The following is a 17,340-nucleotide window of genomic DNA, read 5'->3' on the forward strand; positions in this document are numbered from 1 at the left end:
GTTAACCATCCTATTTTTTCAGCAGTGCCGGAACACTTTTACTAGCCGTGCGGGTATACCGGAAAATACGGTAAAAGGATTCTGCCGTAATAAGACCTAATCCAATCCATGCACCGATGGAAACCGCGTTCAGAATCTGGTAGGTATTACCCACATCCGGGTCCTTCCCCACGATGTAGGCGTTTTCGTAGGTGGAGGACACCCCGGAAATCATAAATGCCACGGGCAGGGCGATCCAGAACCTGGTCCAGGCGCCATAATACCTGTCACGGGCCGTACCCAGAGGCTTCGGGTCTTTCCCTTGGGGAGTCGGGAGCGGCAGGGTTACCATGTCCCCGGTCTGCCCTGCCCGGAAAATCGCCGAACTGGTTCTTCCCCCGGGAGTTTCGGCATGAATATACTCGAATTGGTTTAAGGGCGCCGTAACGGTTAGGGGAGAAGTCCCCAGGTAGAGGGACCCCTGGTATATGGACGCCCTCTCATTTCCCGGTAAATCAATTTCAAAACTGGTTTCCTGCACTGGTTGGAGGCTGAACTGTAGTTCCGTAAGTTCCCCAGGCGCCAGATCCACCATGGCTTGCGCCCCGTTATACCCATCGGCAAAAACCGCCACATCCGTCGGCCCCGGGGGATACTCCATGACCCCCGTATCGCCCTGGCCGGCAAAGGATTCCTTGACTAGAATAATTGCCCCCTCAGGCTGGGCCTTTACGGCGATTGCCGCAGACCGCCCGCCGGAAATCACCGCTATCAGCCGGCCGGTTAACTCTTCCCTAATCTGGGCCATATCGTCGGTAGAAAAAATGAAACTATCCTCGTATTCAAAGGAACGGGTATACAGAGTATACATCCGGATACTAAGCAGTATCCTTCCGTGAAATTCTACTATTTCCCCGGTAATAAAAGCATCCGCCTTCTGGGTCACACAGAAACGGTACTCGCCGCCGGCCGAAGGAGGAGTAGGAAAAGTGCCCCCTGTATTTTCTGAAGTCAGTATAAAAGAGGGGGCCGGAGCAATTTCCAGCAGCGCCTCTTCCGCCTGGTGATACTCCTCCTCCAGGGTTACTATGGACTTATCAATGGTTTTAATTTCATTTTTATACCGCCACCGGGGGTATCCTTTATAGAGGAGCTGATCCCGTTCAGTCCGCTTGGCTGAAAGTTTTTTCCCCGCATCCCCCAGGGTTCGTACCCAAGCCACATCCTTGTAATAGGCAAATTCTTCGGACACCCTAATCCGGTGGTGCAGGTCCGCCAGGGATTCCGCCAAATTCCGGACCATAAGTTCCCCGAGAATTTTCTGGGCAGGGGGAAGGGCGGAAACATCCAATGCGGTGATACAAAGCGCCCATTCGGGATTAAGGGGATCAATTACAGCCTCTTCGACCTTACCCTTTGACCATGCGGAAACAGAAAGGACAAACAAAAACAGAAAAACTGCGAAAAATTTGGAATCCCTAACAAGGTTATTGATCATTTTTGTTTTTCTTTCACTCCAGATATCTTCACTTCTGTGCATTACTCCAGGCAAAACGCAAATATTCTTCAATAAACGGGTCTATATCCCCATCCATCACCGCCTGGATATTGCCCATCTCCGTCTTGGTCCGGTAATCCTTTACCATGGTATAGGGCTGGAACACATAGGACCGTATCTGGTTTCCCCAGGAAATATCCTTTTTCTCCTGGGCAAATTTTTCATTTTCTTTTTCTTTTTCCTGCCGGTAGTATTCGTAGAGCCGGGACTTGAGTATGCTCATGCCGATGGCCCGGTTCATGGTCTGGCTCCGCTCGCTCTGGCAGGCTACCACGATCCCCGTGGGCAGGTGGGTAAAGCGCACAGCGCTGTCGGTCTTGTTTACATGCTGCCCCCCGGCACCGCCGGAACGGTAGGTGTCCACCCGCAGGTCCTCGGGGCGTATGTCCACTTCAATGGAATCGTCGATCACCGGGAACAGGTACACCGAGGCGAAGGAGGTATGCCGCCGGGAATTGGCGTCAAAAGGGGAGATACGCACCAGCCGGTGCACCCCGGATTCGCCCTTGAGGTAGCCGTAGGCGTAGTCCCCGTCGATGCGGCAGGTGGCGGATTTGATCCCCCCCTCGGCATCCAGGCGGTCCAGTTCCTCCGCGGCAAAACCCCGGCGCTCAGCCCAGCGGAGGTACATACGGTAGAGCATCTGGGACCAGTCGCAGGCCTCGGTACCACCAGCGCCTGCATGGATGGTGAGGAAGCAGCCGTTTTTGTCCACCTCCCCGCCCATAAGTTCATAGATGTTTTGTTTTTCATAGCGAGCCCCCATTTCCTTAAGGGTGGACTCTATTCCTTTCCCTTCGGACTCGTCCTTTTCTTCCCCGGCCATCTGGTGGAGCAGTTCCAGCTCATCAATATCCGCCACCAGGGCCTTCCAGGGCTCATACCGGGCCTTGAGGGCCTTGAGTTCCCCCATAAGCTTCTCCGCCCGGCTACCGTCGTTCCAAAAATCCCCAGCCCCGCTCAGGGCCTCAATTTCCGCGATGCGCTGGGCAAAGGGTGTTCCCGAAGCGGGCTTTTCAAAGCCGCCTCCAGGTATCGTAGATTTTTGCCTTGAGCTCCGCGATGGGAGCCCCTAATTCTGATAATAACATAGGCTTAGAATAGGGGTTTTTGGGAAAATTGTCAAACCATTAAGCGTCCGGATATACCTACCACTACCCAAAACTAAGAGGCTATTTAACAGTATCCCCCACAAATTTCTTTACAAAACCTATGGGCCGGTAAGTCATTTTAGCCTGCCTGAGCCCTTCATCCCCCAGATCCTGTTCCCGATTAATAAATGTATAATAATGAGGCAGGGAAGCGGCAAAGGTATGATTTATATATTGATAGATCCCTTTATATTGATTAAGCCCTTTTTCAAAATGGACGGCAAACATCCTGCCCTTAGCAAGCCCTTCCCCCAAACAAAACCCGACAGCCCGGTCATTCACATAATATACCAGGCCCTTAAGTTTTAATTCTTTGAAAAGGTTGATAGCTTCAAAAGCTGCTTCATAATCTCCATCGGCGCCTTTCTCCACCCTCCACTGTTCCAAAACCGTTACTGCTTCCGGGATGAGGGCTTTAGTTAATACTTTTTCTGAATGACAGTAAGTATTCATAAATAAATTTACCAGGTTACGTTTTTTATGAAATTTCTTACCTGCTAATTCAGTAAGATCTGTTCTTAGATAAAGATAATCAAAATTATTAGGGTCTTCTGTTATTTTTATTCCCCATTTCATTAAATCATCCTGACAGGAATTCAAGACATCTTCAGAGATACCTTTCCAATAATCGTGGGTCTTAAAAAGATCCTGCAATATATCCTGCGGAGGGGCTGCACAGGGGGTACAAAAAAACTTTTTTCCTTCTTTTTCACCGGACAGGATAAATGTTTTTCCGGGTATTTGAGAAACCTGATACTTATAATTTTTCCTGAACAAATACAAATTGGCAAAGGTATATTCAGAAACCCCGTTTGGGGTTAGGGATAAATGGGGGTGCATATCGGATTTGTGATCAAGGGTCAGGGGGGTAAAACTCGGGTAATTTGGTATCATAATAAAGCCTCACAATAATTAAATTCTCTTCCGTCTATGTTTTTGCGCCCCGCAGCAGGAGAAGGCCGATGATGATAAAGACCAGTACAGGAAACCATGCTCCCACAATGGGCGGAATATACCCCAGCCGGGCCATCATCATAGTAATCATCTCGGTAACATAAAAAACCACCGCTGCTACCAGGCTCGCAAGGAGGCTCATAAGGAGTATGTTTTTCCTGAACCGGCCCCCCATGGAAATGGAAAGCACCATCACTACCAGAGAAACTGCGGAAAAAGAATAACGATGATAATACTCCGCCAGGGCGCCGATAAATGGAAGCCCGGCGGCCCGGAGGTCCTGTACCAGGAAGCCCGCGTCCCGGACACGGAGATCCTCCACCGCCACGGCATTGCGCCTGAAGGTATCCGGCTGCTCACGGAAATCATCCGACCCTTCAAGGGGGCGTACCCGGAGCAGCCCGTCTTCCCAGCGGTAGATTAGGGCATTGGAAAGAGCCCAGTGTTCCCCGGTCCAATTTGCCCGGGGGGCGCGTATCAGGGCTATAAAGGCGCCCTTTTCATCCTGCTCAATAATATTGAGGCCATTCAGAGTATTGGTATTAACATCATAGTAATCTACCGAATAGATCAGCTCCCCGTTACGGGCCTTAATGACAATGTCAGAATTATTCTCGGTCCGCTGCTGGTGCAGCAGGAGCCTACCCATATCATTTTTAACTTTAAAAGTTGGAACCACCAGGCGGTCCTCGAAAAAAAAGGCGAAGGCCGAAGCCAGAAGACCCACCGCCACCAGGGGAAGGGCAAAACGCCAGAAGGGTATTCCTGAAGAAAAAATTGAGGTGAGCTCGTTTCTGGCATAGAGATCCCCCAGGGTATAGGCGGAGGCAAAGAGCAGGGATATTGGCAGGGCATAGGAACAGCTTTTGGGAAGGTAGTACAGGCAAACCCGGAGTATCTCTTTTAAGGGAACCTCGTAGTTAAGGTAACGCCACAGGTTTGCGAAGAGATCTATCAGGGAGAGGAGCATCACGAACATGGTTATGGCTACGATAAACACGGGGAAAAACTGACGCAGGAGATACCGATCCAGGATCATCGTTTAATCCTTATAAGGCCCATGATCATCCCCACACTCATGGCGAGTATATTGGGAAGCCACATGGACCAGAAGGGTGAATAACCCAGGCGTATGCCCATGGTTTGCCCCCCCAGGAGCAGTGCCCAGTAGATGACGGAGATAAGCAGGCCGAAGATGAAGCCCACGGTTTGCCCGCTCTTCTTAGCCAGAAGCCCCAGGGATACTGCGAGGAAAACAAAGGACAGGGCGCCAAAGGGTATGGAAAATTTCTTATAAAATTCAAGCCGGTACACAAGGATGCTCCGATCACGCTTCAGTACTTCCGCAGCTTCGGCTTCCCGTAAAAAATTCAGGGTATAATTGGTCCGCCGATTCCATTCCGCATTATCCGGGCCCTTGCGCAGTGCCAATTCCAGGGACATGGCATGGTTCAGAGCCCGGTTATACCGCTGATCAAGCCTGACCCTGAGGGCCTCTTCCTTTACCTTTATTTCCCGCCACACATCAATGGAACTCATCTCCCGGGGGCCTATGGAAGAGACTGCCTGGATAAGGTCCTCCTGGGGAACCCAGTAGCGCAAGAACCCTGAGGAGCCATAATCATAATCCCGCCGGGCCAGCTCCTTGGAGGACTGGATGAAGGCCTCGTCCAGATCCAGGCTCAGGCCCTGCCTGCCCCCGTCTTTAAGCTCCGCGCTTCTTGCCATGATCACCCGCCGCTCACCATCACTGGTTTTGTCCAGAATGAGCACATCGCTGATGGCGTTACCCGTAACATCTCCGGTTACCACTACTGTGTCCTTAAAACGTTTGACCGAATTGGCCTCCAGTTCCAGGGCCGGGGTGGACACCAGGATGCGTCGATAGAGCCGGGAAAACTGTACCGTTCCTGCGGGGAGCAGTACATCATTGGCATAAAAGGACACCAGGGATATGAGTATCCCTACCAGCAGGGCGGGGAGAAATATATTCCGGTAGGATAATCCCGATGACAGGAGTACCAGGACCTCATTATCGGAACTCAGCCGCCCCACAGTCATCAGGGTTCCTACCAGGGAGGCAAAAGGGGCAGCCATAGCGATTATTGATGGAAGGGAGTAGAGGACCAACAGGGCCACCTGGTTAAAGGGCACCCGCTTGGTAAGAATTTCCTGGGCCATGAGCAGAAGCTGATTTACAAAAAAGATAAAAAAGAAAAAAAGAAAGGATACAAAAAATGAGAATAGTGTTTCTGAAACAATGTAAAAAAATATGGTTCGGGAAAGGGAACGTTCACTTTCAATAGCGCCTCTTATCATATTATATACCGGTAGATCCGAAGCCCCCCTCCCCCCGCTCTGTTTCTGTAAGAGAAAGGGCCTGAGTCATTTCAGCTCTTGTAACCGGAGCAAACACCAGCTGGGCTATCCGGTCTCCATTCTGAATCGTAAAGGGCTCCTGCCCCAGGTTGATCAGGATCACCTCCAGTTCTCCCCGGTAATCGGAGTCTATGGTTCCCGGGGCGTTCAGCACCGTAATGCCACTGCGAGCCGCCAGGCCCGACCGGGGCCGCACTTGGGCTTCAAAGCCCGGGGGGATTTCCAGGGCCAGCCCAGTGGGTATACGGGCCCGGCCCAATGGAGGTATCACCCGGGCCTCGGTAATCCTGGCCCGGAGATCCGCCCCTGCGGCGCCGGGAGTCTCGTACTCCGGAAGCCGGGCGCCGCTGTCTTTTTTCAACACCTTTACTACAGGGTTCAGTTTGTCCATGAGACCCCCGTACAATTCACCCTAGTAACGGCGGGGCCGTTCATCCCGGCGGCGGCTGTCCCCTCCACGGTTATCGCCTCCGCTGTGCCTGTCCCCGCTGTCATCACTGGTGCCGTTGGGATCAATGGCGTCGATATAGGAAAGGTTGAGCCGCCCCATCTTGTCGACTTCAAGCAGTTTCACCGGAATTTCCTGGCCTTCCTTTATAACATCCGTAACATTATTGATTCTCTCACGGGAAAGCTTGGAAATGTGGACCAGCCCTTCCTTGCCCGGGAGTATTTCTACGAAGGCGCCGAAGTCCATGATCCGCTTGACCGTGCCGTTGTAAACCCTGCCCGGTTCGGGGTCCATCACGATGCCCAGTACCGCTGCTTTGGCATCCTCGGAGTTCTTGCTATTCTTGCCGAAGATGGTGACCGTGCCGTCATCATCGGTGTTGATCTTCACGCTGAACTGTTCGCAGAGGGCCTTGACGTTTTTGCCGCCGGGACCTATGAGGGCGCCGATCTTGTCCACGTCGATACGAAGGGACACGATCTTAGGGGCGTACTCGCTGATCTGGGCCACCGGCTTGTTGATGGTCTGGTTCATGATGCCCAGGATGTGCAAGCGTCCCCGCTTGGCCTGATCCAGGGCTTTCCGCATCACCTCGGGGCTGACCCCGGCGATTTTGATGTCCATCTGGAAACCGGTGATCCCTTCTTCGGTGCCGGCTACTTTAAAGTCCATGTCCCCCAGGTGATCCTCATCCCCTAGGATGTCAGAAAGCACCGCATAACGGTCCCCGGGGCCGCCCTTGCCTTCGGTGATAAGCCCCATGGCGATGCCCGCTACAGGTTTCTTCATGGGAACCCCGGCCTGGAGCATGGAAAGGGTGCCCCCGCAGACCGAAGCCATGGAGGAGGAGCCGTTGGACTCCATTATTTCCGAAACTATCCGGATGGTGTAGGGGAATTCTGTCTTTGGAGGAACCATGGCTTCCAGGGAACGGCGGGCCAGGTTGCCATGACCGATTTCCCGGCGGCCTGTGCCCATACGGCCGGTTTCACCTACTGAATAGGGAGGGAAGTTGTAATGGAGAAGGAAATTTGAGCGCTTGTCCCCTTCGATATCGTCGAAGATCTGCTCGTCAAAAGCGGTGCCCAATGTGGTGACCACCAGGGCCTGGGTCTCTCCCCGGGTAAAGAGGGCGGAACCGTGGGTGCGGGGCAGTATGTTTACCTCGCAGCTAATGTCCCGAATATCCTCGGTACCCCGGCCGTCCACCCGGACTCCCTTGTCAAGGATAGAATTCCTGAGTATCTCGTATTGCAAATCTTCAAAAAGAGCATCAAAGAGTTTCTTCTGGTTTTCGTCCTCAAGCTGGGCCTTGTACTGGGCGGCAAAATCTGCCTTAACCGCAGAGATGGCGTCATGGCGGTCCTGCTTGCTCTTGAGGAAGCAGGCGGTTTCCAGCCGGGGATAGGCGGCGGAACGGATGGCGTCTTTATTTTCCAGGGTAAAGGCAATCTCCGTGAGGGGAAGTTTTGACTTCCCCGCCAGTTCCCGGAGTTTGTCCTGCAAATTACAGAGATCCGTTATCGCCTGCTGGGCCTTTTCCAGGGCGGCGATTATCAGGTCCTCGTCCACTTCCTTGCCGCCCCCTTCAACCATGGTGATGCCTTCTTTGGTGCCGGCTACCACGATCTCAAGCTTTGACTTTTCGATTTCTTCGTAGGTGGGGTTGACGATGAGCTGGCCATCCACGGAACAGACCCGCACCCCCGCAATGGGGCCACCGAAGGGTATGTCAGAAATATGCACCGCCGCGGAGGAGGCGATAATCGCCAGCATATCCGGGGGGTTAACCATGTCCGCAGAAATAGTGGTGGGCACCACCTGGATTTCCCGGCCAAAGCGCTTGTCAAAGAGGGGCCGCATGGGCCGGTCAATGAGCCGGGACACCAGAATTTCCTTGTCCTTAGGGCGGCTTTCCCGTTTGATGAAACCCCCGGGGATTTTCCCGGCGGCGTAGTATTTCTCGTTATAATCCACCGTGAGGGGCACATAGTCCAGGCCCTCCACAGCATCATGAGATGAACACACCGTGGCGATTACCACGGAACCGGCGTACTGGGCAAACACGGCCCCGCCGGCCTGTTTCGCGATTTTACCGGTTTCAAGGATCAGTTCCTTGCCGGCAATTTGATAGCTTACTCTTTGTATCATAGACTCCTGTCCAATTTTAAGGGGAACCTTTGTTCCCCCAATTACGGGTACACCAAAACTAGCCCGGCGAAAAAGCCGGGAAATGGACCCGATTGAAAAAAAACCCGGGCCGGCCTGTTACTAGTCCGGCCGGTTCCGGGCAATACGATTACTTGCGGAGACCTAACTCTTTGATCAGGCCCCGGTATTTTTCCAGATTGGTCCGCTGAAAATATTTCAGCATACGCCGGCGCTGGCCGACCAGGATCAACAAGCCCCGCTGACTGGACTTATCCTTCTTGAATTGCTTACAATGCTCGGTGAGCTGGTTGATCCGCTCGGTGAGCAGGGCAATTTGTACTTCCGATGTGCCGGTGTCTTTTTCGTTTTTACCGAACTTGTTTACGATGGAAGTTACATTTTCTTTGTTTAAAGCCATATGTTTATACACTCCTATTGGGAACTATGCAAATTCAATGCGTACCGCATTGAAGGGCGCAGGAACAAAAAGTCCTTCCGGGACCATGGAAACTTCCGTCTCCATTCCTACTGGGGAATTTTTCTCAAAAAGCAAAACCGGGTACCGGCCCTGGGGCGGCGTTATTTGTTGCCGGGAAGCAGGATGAAAATAAACTCCGCCGGGTCCGGGGGTAACGGATAAACCGGAAAGGTCAATTTCAACCCTTCGACCGAGAAGCGCCGCCGCCTCAACGAGGCTGCCGGCGGCTATCGCGGCGCGGATACGGCTGGAACTGATGCGCTCCCCCCCGGCCAAAATAGGTTCCACCACATCCGTGGTGATCCCCCCGGCCCGGGTCATCGCTTTGATGGAAGGCGCATCCGTATCATGCCGGTATCCGCAACGAAAATTGCTGCCAATTACCAAATAACGCAGATTTCCCCGATCTTTTAGCAGATCGATAAATTCCTTGCCACTTAGTTTACTGAATTTTTCAGAAAAGTCAATCATGACCGTAAGGCCTATGCCCATTTGCTCCAAAATACGGAGCTTTTGGTCCTCCCCCAGGATATCCCCCTCGTCGGTTTCAGGGCGCAGTACAAATTTGGGACTCCGCTTGAAAGTTACCGCCACCGGGAACAGGGCGGACTGGAGCACCCGTTCCAGGAGCAGCCGGTGGCCCAGGTGTACGCCGTCAAAGACCCCGATGGTCATGGCGCTTCCGCCGGGCATGGAAAAGCCGGGGGCATCCAGGCCATTTTCGGCAAACTCCGCCCAGTCAAGCACCTGCATTGACGTATCCATAGGACCAGCGGTTTTCGACGCCGGGCTTTTTTTCAATAAGCGCAACAAAAGCGCCGCTGCCACTTGCAGGGAACTCTCTGACTAAAGTCGGTGTTGCACGGGAAACTTCGTTGCAAGAAGTGCAAAAAACAGCCACCGCAGTTTCCGGGCCGGAAACCGGGTTTCCCCCCAGGAGCGCGTCCAGGGGTTTCCCATGGGCCATGTTCCGGGCAACGGCTTCGTCCACGGTGATACAGGGGATACCCAGGGCCTGAAAAGTTTCAGGACTGACTGGATGCAGGGCACCGGCCAGATCCGGGGAATCCGGGGAAACTGCGTCGGCCAGGGCAAAGCCCCCCACGGCGGTCCGCTCCAGGGAAACCAGGTGGGCCCGGGAACCTGCGGCCAGGGCCAGGTCCCGGGCCAGGGAACGGATATAGGTCCCCTTGGAACAGTGGACATAGATATGGGCCAGGGGAGGCTCGTAGGAGCGGAGTTCCAGAGCGTGGATAGTCACAGGGCGCTGTTTCATTTCCGGGACCGCACCGGATCGGGCCAGTTCGTGGGCACGTTTCCCTTCTATATGAATAGCCGAATAGGCCGGGGGCGCCTGGAGTATGTCCCCCCGGAACTGGTCCAGGACCGCTTCAAGCTCAGCCTGCGAAGGGACCGGGCCCTCAGCCACAACGGCGCCTTCGGGGTCCAGGGTATCGGTTTCAAGGCCGAACTTGATGAACGCCTCATAGCGTTTATCACAACGGTCAAACCAGGGGGTGAGCTTCAGGGCCCGACCCGAGAGGACCACCAGGAGCCCGGAGGCAAATTTGTCCAGGGTCCCGGTATGGCCCACTTTTCCTGTGCCGAGGGCTTTTTTTATAATTCTGAGGGAGTCAAAAGAGGTCAGGCCAGGCTTTTTGCACAACAATAGTAACCCGTTAGTATTACTGTCCGTCATTCGGTGTTTCACTGTTAGTATTCACCAGGCTGTCAATTTTCTGTACTAGTTCAAAACCTTCCCGTATCCCCTGGTCCTCGTGGAAACGGAGCCGGGGTGTATGGCGTATGTGCATCATAGCTGCCAGCTGGGACTGGATAAACCCGGCGGCGCTCTGCAAGCCCTCAACCCCGGTTGCCAGGCCCGCGGACTTATAACTGGAAACGTAGCAATCGGCGTAGGAAAGGTCCCGGGACACCGCAACCCTGGTAATGGAGAGAAAGGTATCCACCCTGGGGTCTTTAACCTTTCCCTCCACAATGAGACTTCCTATTTTTTCCTGGATAAGCCGCCCTACCCGCTCTGTTCTATATTCTGCCATCTCTTTTAATTACTGGAAAGCTTTCGCGCCACTTCCACTATTTCAAAGACCTCAAACTGGTCCCCGACCTGGATGGCGTCAAAGCCCTCAAGGCCAATACCGCATTCGTAGCCTGCGGCAACTTCCCGGGCGTCATCCTTGAAGCGCCTGAGGGAGGCGAGCTTGCCGGTAAAAATAACGATTTCGTCCCGGATAACATTGGCGCTGGCGCTCCGCTTGACTGTGCCGGTGAGGACATAGCAGCCGGCGATGGTGCCGATCTTGGGGACCTTGAAGGTTTCCCGAACTTCCACCGAGGCGATGATCTCTTCCTTGGTATCCGGCTTGAGCATCCCCTCCATGGCCAGCTGGATTTCTTCCACCGCCTTGTAGATGATGTTGTAGCGCCTGATATCCACCTTTTCCTGATCCGCCAGCATCTTTGCCTTGGGCACGGGCCGCACATTGAAGCCGATGATGATGGCGTTTGAGGCGATGGCCAGGTCCACGTCCCCTTCGTTGATGGCCCCCGGGAGGGCCTGGATGACATTGAGCCGCACTTCCTTGTTGGACAGTTTTTCTAAGCTTGCCCTGAGAGCCTCAGCGGAACCCTGGACATCGCTCTTGATAATGATCTTCAGTTCCTGGATAGCCCCGGCATTAATGGTGTCCGAAAGGTTGTCCAGGGTGATCTTCCTGACGTTTTTAGCGTCCTCAAAGCGTTTCAGTTCGTGGCGCTTGGAGGAAATGCCCCGGGCCACTTTTTCGTCTTCCACCACCTGGAGGGGGTCTCCGGCGTCGGGAACGCCCTCAAAGCCCAGGACTTCCACGGGCATGGCGGGGGTGGCCTCATCGACCTTCTTGCCCTTATCGTCAAAGAGGGCGCGGACCTTGCCGGGCCAGACCCCGGCCACAAAGGAATCGCCGATCCTGAGGGTGCCTTTTTCGATCATCACCGTGGCTACAACACCCCGGCCATGGTCGATCCGGGATTCCAGGACCTTTCCTTCGGCGCTGTGATTGTAATTTGCCTTGAGATCCAGTATTTCTGCTTGCAGTAAAATTGCGTCGATCAGTTTGTCGATGCCCTCTTTCCGCAGGGCTGAAAGTTCCACAAACATGGTCTGACCGCCCCAGTCTTCGGGCATGAGCCCCAGATCCGAGAGCTGGCTCTTTACCCGGTCCGGGTTGGCCTCGGGCTTGTCCATCTTGTTGACCGCCACGATGATGGGAACCTTGGCGTCCTTGGCGTGGTTGATGGCCTCAATGGTCTGAGGCATAACCCCGTCATCGGCGGCCACCACTAATACTACGATGTCCGTTACCTGGGCGCCGCGGGCCCGCATGTGGGTAAAGGCCTCATGGCCCGGGGTGTCCAGAAAGGCGATGCGCCCCTTTGGGGTATCCACCGTATAGGCCCCGATATGCTGGGTAATGCCGCCGAACTCACCGGAAACCACATCGGCGCTGCGTATGGCATCCAGAAGTTTTGTCTTTCCGTGATCCACGTGGCCCATCACGGTAACTACCGGGGACCGTGGGCTCATGGAAGCTTCATCGTCAGCTTCAGTGGTGATTAACGTTTCGTCATAGAGGCTGACTATCTTCACGTCCGCCCCAAATTCCGCCGCCAATATGGTTGCGGTTTCCGCATCTATCTGCTGGTTGATGGAAACCATCATGCCCATGCTCATCAATTTGTGGATCAGATCAGAAGCCTTGAGGTTCATCTTTTTGGCAAGCTCGGAAACCGATATCACTTCCATAATATCAATGGATTTGGGTACCGGGTTGGCTATCTGGGCGATCTTCTTTTTGGTCTGGAGGAGTTTTTCCTCCATTTCCTGTTCCTTCCGCTGGTAAACGGTTCTCTTGACCTTAAAGGACTTCTTGATCGGCCCTTTACCTTCGCCCAGGGGAGAAGGGGAGCTTGTGCTGCCGCCGGGCCGGGGCCTGCCGGGGCCGCCGGGCCCTCCAGGCCGGGGACCGCCGGGACCGCGATTGGGGCCAAAACCGCCGGGTCTGCCGCCGCCGCCCATGCCAGGGCGGGGAGGACCGTTAAAGGGACGGGGGGGACCATTGTAGGGAGGACGGGGGCCTCCGCCGCTGTTGTTATAAGGACGGGGACCCTGGCCTCCGGGACTATCAGGAGGACGGCTGTTACCCACAGGTCTGCCGCCGACCCTGCCGGCTGCTCCGGTGGGTCTTTGGGGGAAGGGGGAACCACCGGGCCTGCCCTGGGGGCCTTCGCTCCGGTAGGTTCGGGGGGGGGGCGGGCCTACGGGCCGGCCGCCGACCCTGCCGGCAGCAGCCACCGGCCGCTGGGTAATGGGCAGGGAACTGACCCGGTTTTCTCCGGGTTTTACCCCTGCCGGAGCTTTGGTTTCTCCTGCCGCTGGGGGCGCAGGAGTTTCTTGAACCGGAGTTTCCACTTGCGCGGGAAACTTCGTTGCACTTTGAGGCTTTGCATGCGGTGACGCCGCCCCAGATACAGGCGCAGGCGGGGCTGAAGCCGGTACTTCCGACGGAGCTTCCTTTAGCACGGCAGCAGCCTTTGCAACAGGGGATGAAACTGTAACAGCCCCCTCCCCTTCGGGGCTTACATTTCGGGAAGCGACCACGATCTTTGGCTGAGGTTTCTTCGCAGGTCCCGGAGCAGGGGCAGCAGGAGGGGCGGGTTTTTTCTTGACCACCACCACCTTACGGCGAGCGCTCTCTTTGAGCGCCTGGTCGCTATGTTCCTGAACAGGACTCTTAGCCTTCCCCTCCGAAGACTCAGGCTCACTTTTTTGATGCTTAATGAGCTCTACCTTTGGTTTTTGTGTAGCGTCTAATTCCTCAGCCATGATCCACCTTTGTTCCGTTATTCCATTCGTGGGGTACAATACCCCGCTACTGCGGGGTTCTTCATTCTTCCTCAAATTCAAAACTCAGTCCGATACCGCAATTCGGACAATTGGTCATATCCACAGTTATCTTAGCCCCGCATTCAGGGCACTCATACTCTTCCGCCTCAGCCTCAGCTTCAGCTTCAGCTTCGTCCCCAGCGCTCGCATCTTCTGGGGCTTCCCCTTCCGAAGCTTCCGGCCCGGCATCCTCAACAGCTATTTCGCCGACTTCTTCGTCCTCAGGGGCTTCCTCGTCGTAGGCTTCCTCTTCCACCACTTCTACAAACTCTTCTATGAGCTGCCTGAGTGAGGCAATCTGTTCAGCCGAAATCCCCTTAAGCTGGGCCATTTCCTCTTCCGCCAGGGCAAGAAAATCTTCGATAAAGTCAATATTGTTTTCCAGCAGGAGAGCTGCAACCTGGGCGTCCACTCCGGGAAGTTCGGAAATCCGGGAGAGTTCCTCCCCGTACCCTTCGGCGTCCCCAAAGAGTTCCGATACTGCCCGCCGGGATTCGGAGGCGATGTCCATTTCCCCAAACTGGGCGTCGGTCTTAACATCGATGTTCCAGTCCACCAGGCGGTTTGCCAGGCGCACATTGAGCCCCTGCTTGCCTATGGCCAGGGAAAGCTGGGAATCGTTAACCACCGCCAGGGCCTGATGCTTTCCTTCGTCCAGGACGATCACGTCCCGCACTTCCGCCGGGGACAGGGCGTTTTTGATAAAGCGCCGGGGATCCGGATCGTATTTGAGGATGTCGATTTTTTCGCCCTCAAGCTCCCGGATCACCGCCTGGATACGCACACCCTTGAGGCCCACGCAGGCCCCCACAGGGTCCACATCATCCCGGTTGGAATACACCGCAAGTTTGGTACGGTACCCGGGTTCCCGGACTATTTTGTGGATCTCCACGGTTTTATCGTATACCTCGGGCACTTCAAGTTCAAAAATAGCCCGGACAAAATCTGTGTGGGTCCGGGAAAGCACCACCTGAAGCCCTGCAGGAGTTTTGTTCACCTCGGTGATCAGGGCTTTGATACGATCATTAACGTGGTATACCTCCCGGGGGGACTGGTATTTCTTGGGGAGTATCCCTTCGACTTTACCCAGGTCCACATAAATGGTCCCGTTCCGTTCCCGCTGATAGTACCCGATGATGATCTCCCCCACCTTGTCCTTGTATTCCGAATACAGGGTATCTTTCTGGATTTCCCGTATGGACTGGTGGGCGGTCTGCTTGGCGCTCTGCACCGAAATACGGTCAAAATCCCTGGGGTCCACTTCAATGAGGAGTTCATCCCCCACATCCGCTTCCGGGTTAAGTTCCCGGGCTTCCTCCAGGTCTATCTCCGAAACCGGATCGTAGACCCCGTCAACGATTTTTTTCTGCGCATAGATTGATACTTCCGTATTCGTATCATCGAACCGGACAATGGCGTTATCCGCATTGCCAAAACGCCGCTTATAGGCCGCCAAAAGGGTACTTTCTATGGTCCGGAGGACAAGTTCCTCGGACATACCCCGGTCCTGAATAAGCTGGTGGATTGCCTCTGACATATCTGTTGCCACGAGCCTAAACCTCCCGCAAATAATCTAGTGTATAGTCTAACTTCGCCTTGGCGATAAGTTCGTAAACGATTTCTGTCATACCATCCTTTCCTTTTAAAACAACACCCTTTTCATCCGCAGATTCGAGGATTCCCCCGGTCCAGTCGGATATATCCGTGCGGTAACATTTAATCCCACGGCCCAGGTAATAGACAAATTCCGATCCGTCCTTGATCACCCGGTCTATGCCCGGGGAACCAACTTCTACATACATATCCTGGCCTGGAAAAACCAATTCCAGGCGGGGAAGCAATGCACGATGCGCCCGGGAACAATCATCCACCCCGACATTTCCGCCCCCGGCTTTGCACACCACCAGCCGGACCTGGACACTGCTTTTGTGCCTGGAAAGGGCCAGTTCCACAATGGCCAACCCTAAACCACGGACAACCGGCTCCAGGGTCTCAAACAAGGAAATTTGGTCCCCGGAACCAAGCTGGTCCCCGGTATTTGCCTGTCTGGGGGTATACCGCATACATCAACCTTTTTGAAATCCGAAAAATCTGAAAAAAAAGGGCCGTTCGGAACGGCCCTTTTTAGATGAATTTTCCGAATGTCCTAGTTACTGTATCTTTTGTGGACAATATTGTCAACTGGGCAAGGCATAAAAATCCGCAAAATCACGGAAAATATGCTAAAAAGCGGGCTTTTTGGGAGAATCGGGCGGAGGCGGAGGCAGAGGACAGGGAGGAAGAAACGTATCCCCTACCCTATACTTACCACCTCTTCCAGGGAAAGCCCCATAGCCGCGGCAATTTGTTCATCCGGAAGCCCCAGGGCTTTAAAATTTCGTATCGACTGGCGCATCACTTCCCGGTTGCGTTTTTCCGATTCCCGGTTGCGTTTTTCCGATTCCCGGTTACGCTTTTCTGCTTCCTCGGCACGCTGTTCCGCTTCCTCGGCATGAATTCTCAGTTCCTCAAGATACTTATGCTCCCTGAGCATTTCGTCAAAATCTATCATGAATTTTACCTCCTCATATTCTTCATAACCCTTGTACAACTCGGTAAACAAACGGCCCATAAGCTTTCCGGCCTCGGCCGCATCTCCCGGCACAATATCTCCCGCTTGCTGCGCCCGGTCTATGGCCTCCACTATCTCAGCGTGTAACGCGGGCAATTCCCGGAACAGTTCTTTCCGCCGCTCCAGCGTACGGGCCGTAGCTATCTGTTTCCGCAGCTTCAGGGCGTGCATGGGCAGCAGGATGACCATGTGCAGTACTGTACATGAGCATCCCGGTCCGGAAACTTGAATACCGATACCTCAAAATCATAATACGCCTCTTTTGTAAATTGCAAGCGAATTTTTATCAGGTCCGGGGTTCGACGGCTGGTCTCCCAGTAGATTACCCGGACCTGAGGAAAGGTCAGGGTGAGCAGAGTCTCCCTGGCGGAATATTCCGCCCCTTCCAGGGCATACCGGAAGATCCGGGTAGCAATGTGCATGTCGTCGCCTATCTGTGTTTCGATAAGGTAGCTGTCCTTACCGATAGTGACGATCAGGTCCGAGACGGTTTTGCTTAATCCGGCGCCGACCTTTTCGGTTTCCAGGTAACTCACCGGGCTGTCCAGGGGGTGGTTGGTTCCGAAAAGACCGTTGATTACATTGATAACCGCCCTATTTGAGAGATGCATAAGAAACTTGAACGATCGATCAAAGATATCGTGTGTGGTTCTATCCATCGATAGCCTCCTTAACACAGGGTT

Annotated in this window: 16 protein-coding genes; all 16 read right to left on the reverse strand. The window is 54.2% G+C overall.

What is annotated here, in order from left to right:
- Nucleotides 1–10: 10 nt before the first annotated feature.
- The 16 genes from TREPR_RS10875 to TREPR_RS10950 all read right to left on the reverse strand — a co-directional run bounded on the left by TREPR_RS10875 (nucleotide 11) and on the right by TREPR_RS10950 (nucleotide 17,316).
- Entirely contained in the window at nucleotides 11–1,477 is a 1,467-nt protein-coding gene (locus TREPR_RS10875) for a PEGA domain-containing protein (RefSeq protein ID WP_041611632.1), read from the reverse strand.
- Between the two features lie 28 nt (nucleotides 1,478–1,505).
- A protein-coding gene (gene prfB, locus TREPR_RS10880) for a peptide chain release factor 2 (RefSeq protein WP_425358168.1) occupies nucleotides 1,506–2,628 on the reverse strand; the annotation gives its coding sequence in 2 pieces (ribosomal slippage) (nucleotides 1,506–2,564 and nucleotides 2,566–2,628; 1,122 coding nt in all).
- Nucleotides 2,629–2,709: 81 nt separating this feature from the next.
- Nucleotides 2,710–3,582, reverse strand: coding sequence for a DUF2156 domain-containing protein (locus tag TREPR_RS10885; RefSeq protein ID WP_015708363.1), 873 nt, complete (start codon nucleotides 3,580–3,582; stop codon nucleotides 2,710–2,712).
- 34 nt (nucleotides 3,583–3,616) lie between these two features.
- Nucleotides 3,617–4,681 (reverse strand): LptF/LptG family permease, encoded by a 1,065-nt coding sequence (locus TREPR_RS10890; protein WP_015708364.1) that lies wholly within the window; start codon nucleotides 4,679–4,681, stop codon nucleotides 3,617–3,619.
- Nucleotides 4,678–5,961, reverse strand: coding sequence for an LptF/LptG family permease (locus TREPR_RS10895; protein ID WP_015708365.1), 1,284 nt, complete (start codon nucleotides 5,959–5,961; stop codon nucleotides 4,678–4,680). Before TREPR_RS10895 ends, TREPR_RS10890 begins: the two co-directional genes overlap by 4 nt.
- A 1-nt stretch (nucleotide 5,962) precedes the next feature.
- Nucleotides 5,963–6,412, reverse strand: coding sequence for a dUTP diphosphatase (gene dut, locus TREPR_RS10900; protein ID WP_015708366.1), 450 nt, complete (start codon nucleotides 6,410–6,412; stop codon nucleotides 5,963–5,965).
- Nucleotides 6,413–6,433: 21 nt separating this feature from the next.
- On the reverse strand, nucleotides 6,434–8,623 hold the full coding sequence (gene pnp / locus TREPR_RS10905) for a polyribonucleotide nucleotidyltransferase (protein WP_015708367.1): 2,190 nt from the start codon (nucleotides 8,621–8,623) through the stop codon (nucleotides 6,434–6,436).
- A 148-nt stretch (nucleotides 8,624–8,771) separates the two neighbouring features.
- Nucleotides 8,772–9,041 (reverse strand): 30S ribosomal protein S15, encoded by a 270-nt coding sequence (gene rpsO, locus TREPR_RS10910; protein WP_015708368.1) that lies wholly within the window; start codon nucleotides 9,039–9,041, stop codon nucleotides 8,772–8,774.
- A gap of 24 nt (nucleotides 9,042–9,065) precedes the next feature.
- Complete coding sequence (locus TREPR_RS10915) at nucleotides 9,066–9,854, reverse strand: FAD synthetase family protein (RefSeq protein WP_015708369.1); 789 nt, start codon at nucleotides 9,852–9,854, stop codon at nucleotides 9,066–9,068.
- Nucleotides 9,841–10,800, reverse strand: a complete 960-nt coding sequence (gene truB / locus TREPR_RS10920; protein ID WP_041611149.1) for a tRNA pseudouridine(55) synthase TruB — start codon at nucleotides 10,798–10,800, stop codon at nucleotides 9,841–9,843. The genes TREPR_RS10915 and truB overlap by 14 nt, the downstream gene beginning before the upstream one ends.
- Nucleotides 10,787–11,161: a 30S ribosome-binding factor RbfA gene (gene rbfA, locus TREPR_RS10925; protein ID WP_015708371.1), complete on the reverse strand. Its 375-nt coding sequence runs from the start codon at nucleotides 11,159–11,161 to the stop codon at nucleotides 10,787–10,789. Before rbfA ends, truB begins: the two co-directional genes overlap by 14 nt.
- 5 nt (nucleotides 11,162–11,166) lie before the next feature.
- On the reverse strand, nucleotides 11,167–13,986 hold the full coding sequence (infB, locus tag TREPR_RS10930) for a translation initiation factor IF-2 (RefSeq protein ID WP_041611150.1): 2,820 nt from the start codon (nucleotides 13,984–13,986) through the stop codon (nucleotides 11,167–11,169).
- Between the two features lie 61 nt (nucleotides 13,987–14,047).
- On the reverse strand, nucleotides 14,048–15,595 hold the full coding sequence (gene nusA, locus TREPR_RS10935) for a transcription termination factor NusA (protein ID WP_015708373.1): 1,548 nt from the start codon (nucleotides 15,593–15,595) through the stop codon (nucleotides 14,048–14,050).
- 4 nt (nucleotides 15,596–15,599) lie between these two features.
- Nucleotides 15,600–16,109 (reverse strand): ribosome assembly cofactor RimP, encoded by a 510-nt coding sequence (locus TREPR_RS10940; RefSeq protein ID WP_015708374.1) that lies wholly within the window; start codon nucleotides 16,107–16,109, stop codon nucleotides 15,600–15,602.
- A 230-nt stretch (nucleotides 16,110–16,339) separates the two neighbouring features.
- Nucleotides 16,340–16,846: a hypothetical protein gene (locus TREPR_RS10945; RefSeq protein WP_041611151.1), complete on the reverse strand. Its 507-nt coding sequence runs from the start codon at nucleotides 16,844–16,846 to the stop codon at nucleotides 16,340–16,342.
- The gene (locus tag TREPR_RS10950) at nucleotides 16,816–17,316 is read right to left on the reverse strand and encodes a hypothetical protein (protein WP_041611152.1); all 501 of its coding nucleotides are present in this window, start codon (nucleotides 17,314–17,316) and stop codon (nucleotides 16,816–16,818) included. Before TREPR_RS10950 ends, TREPR_RS10945 begins: the two co-directional genes overlap by 31 nt.
- Between the last annotated feature and the right edge of the window lie 24 nt (nucleotides 17,317–17,340).

Origin of the sequence: Treponema primitia ZAS-2, assembly GCF_000214375.1 — a bacterium.
GTDB lineage: Bacteria > Spirochaetota > Spirochaetia > Treponematales > Breznakiellaceae > Termitinema > Termitinema primitia.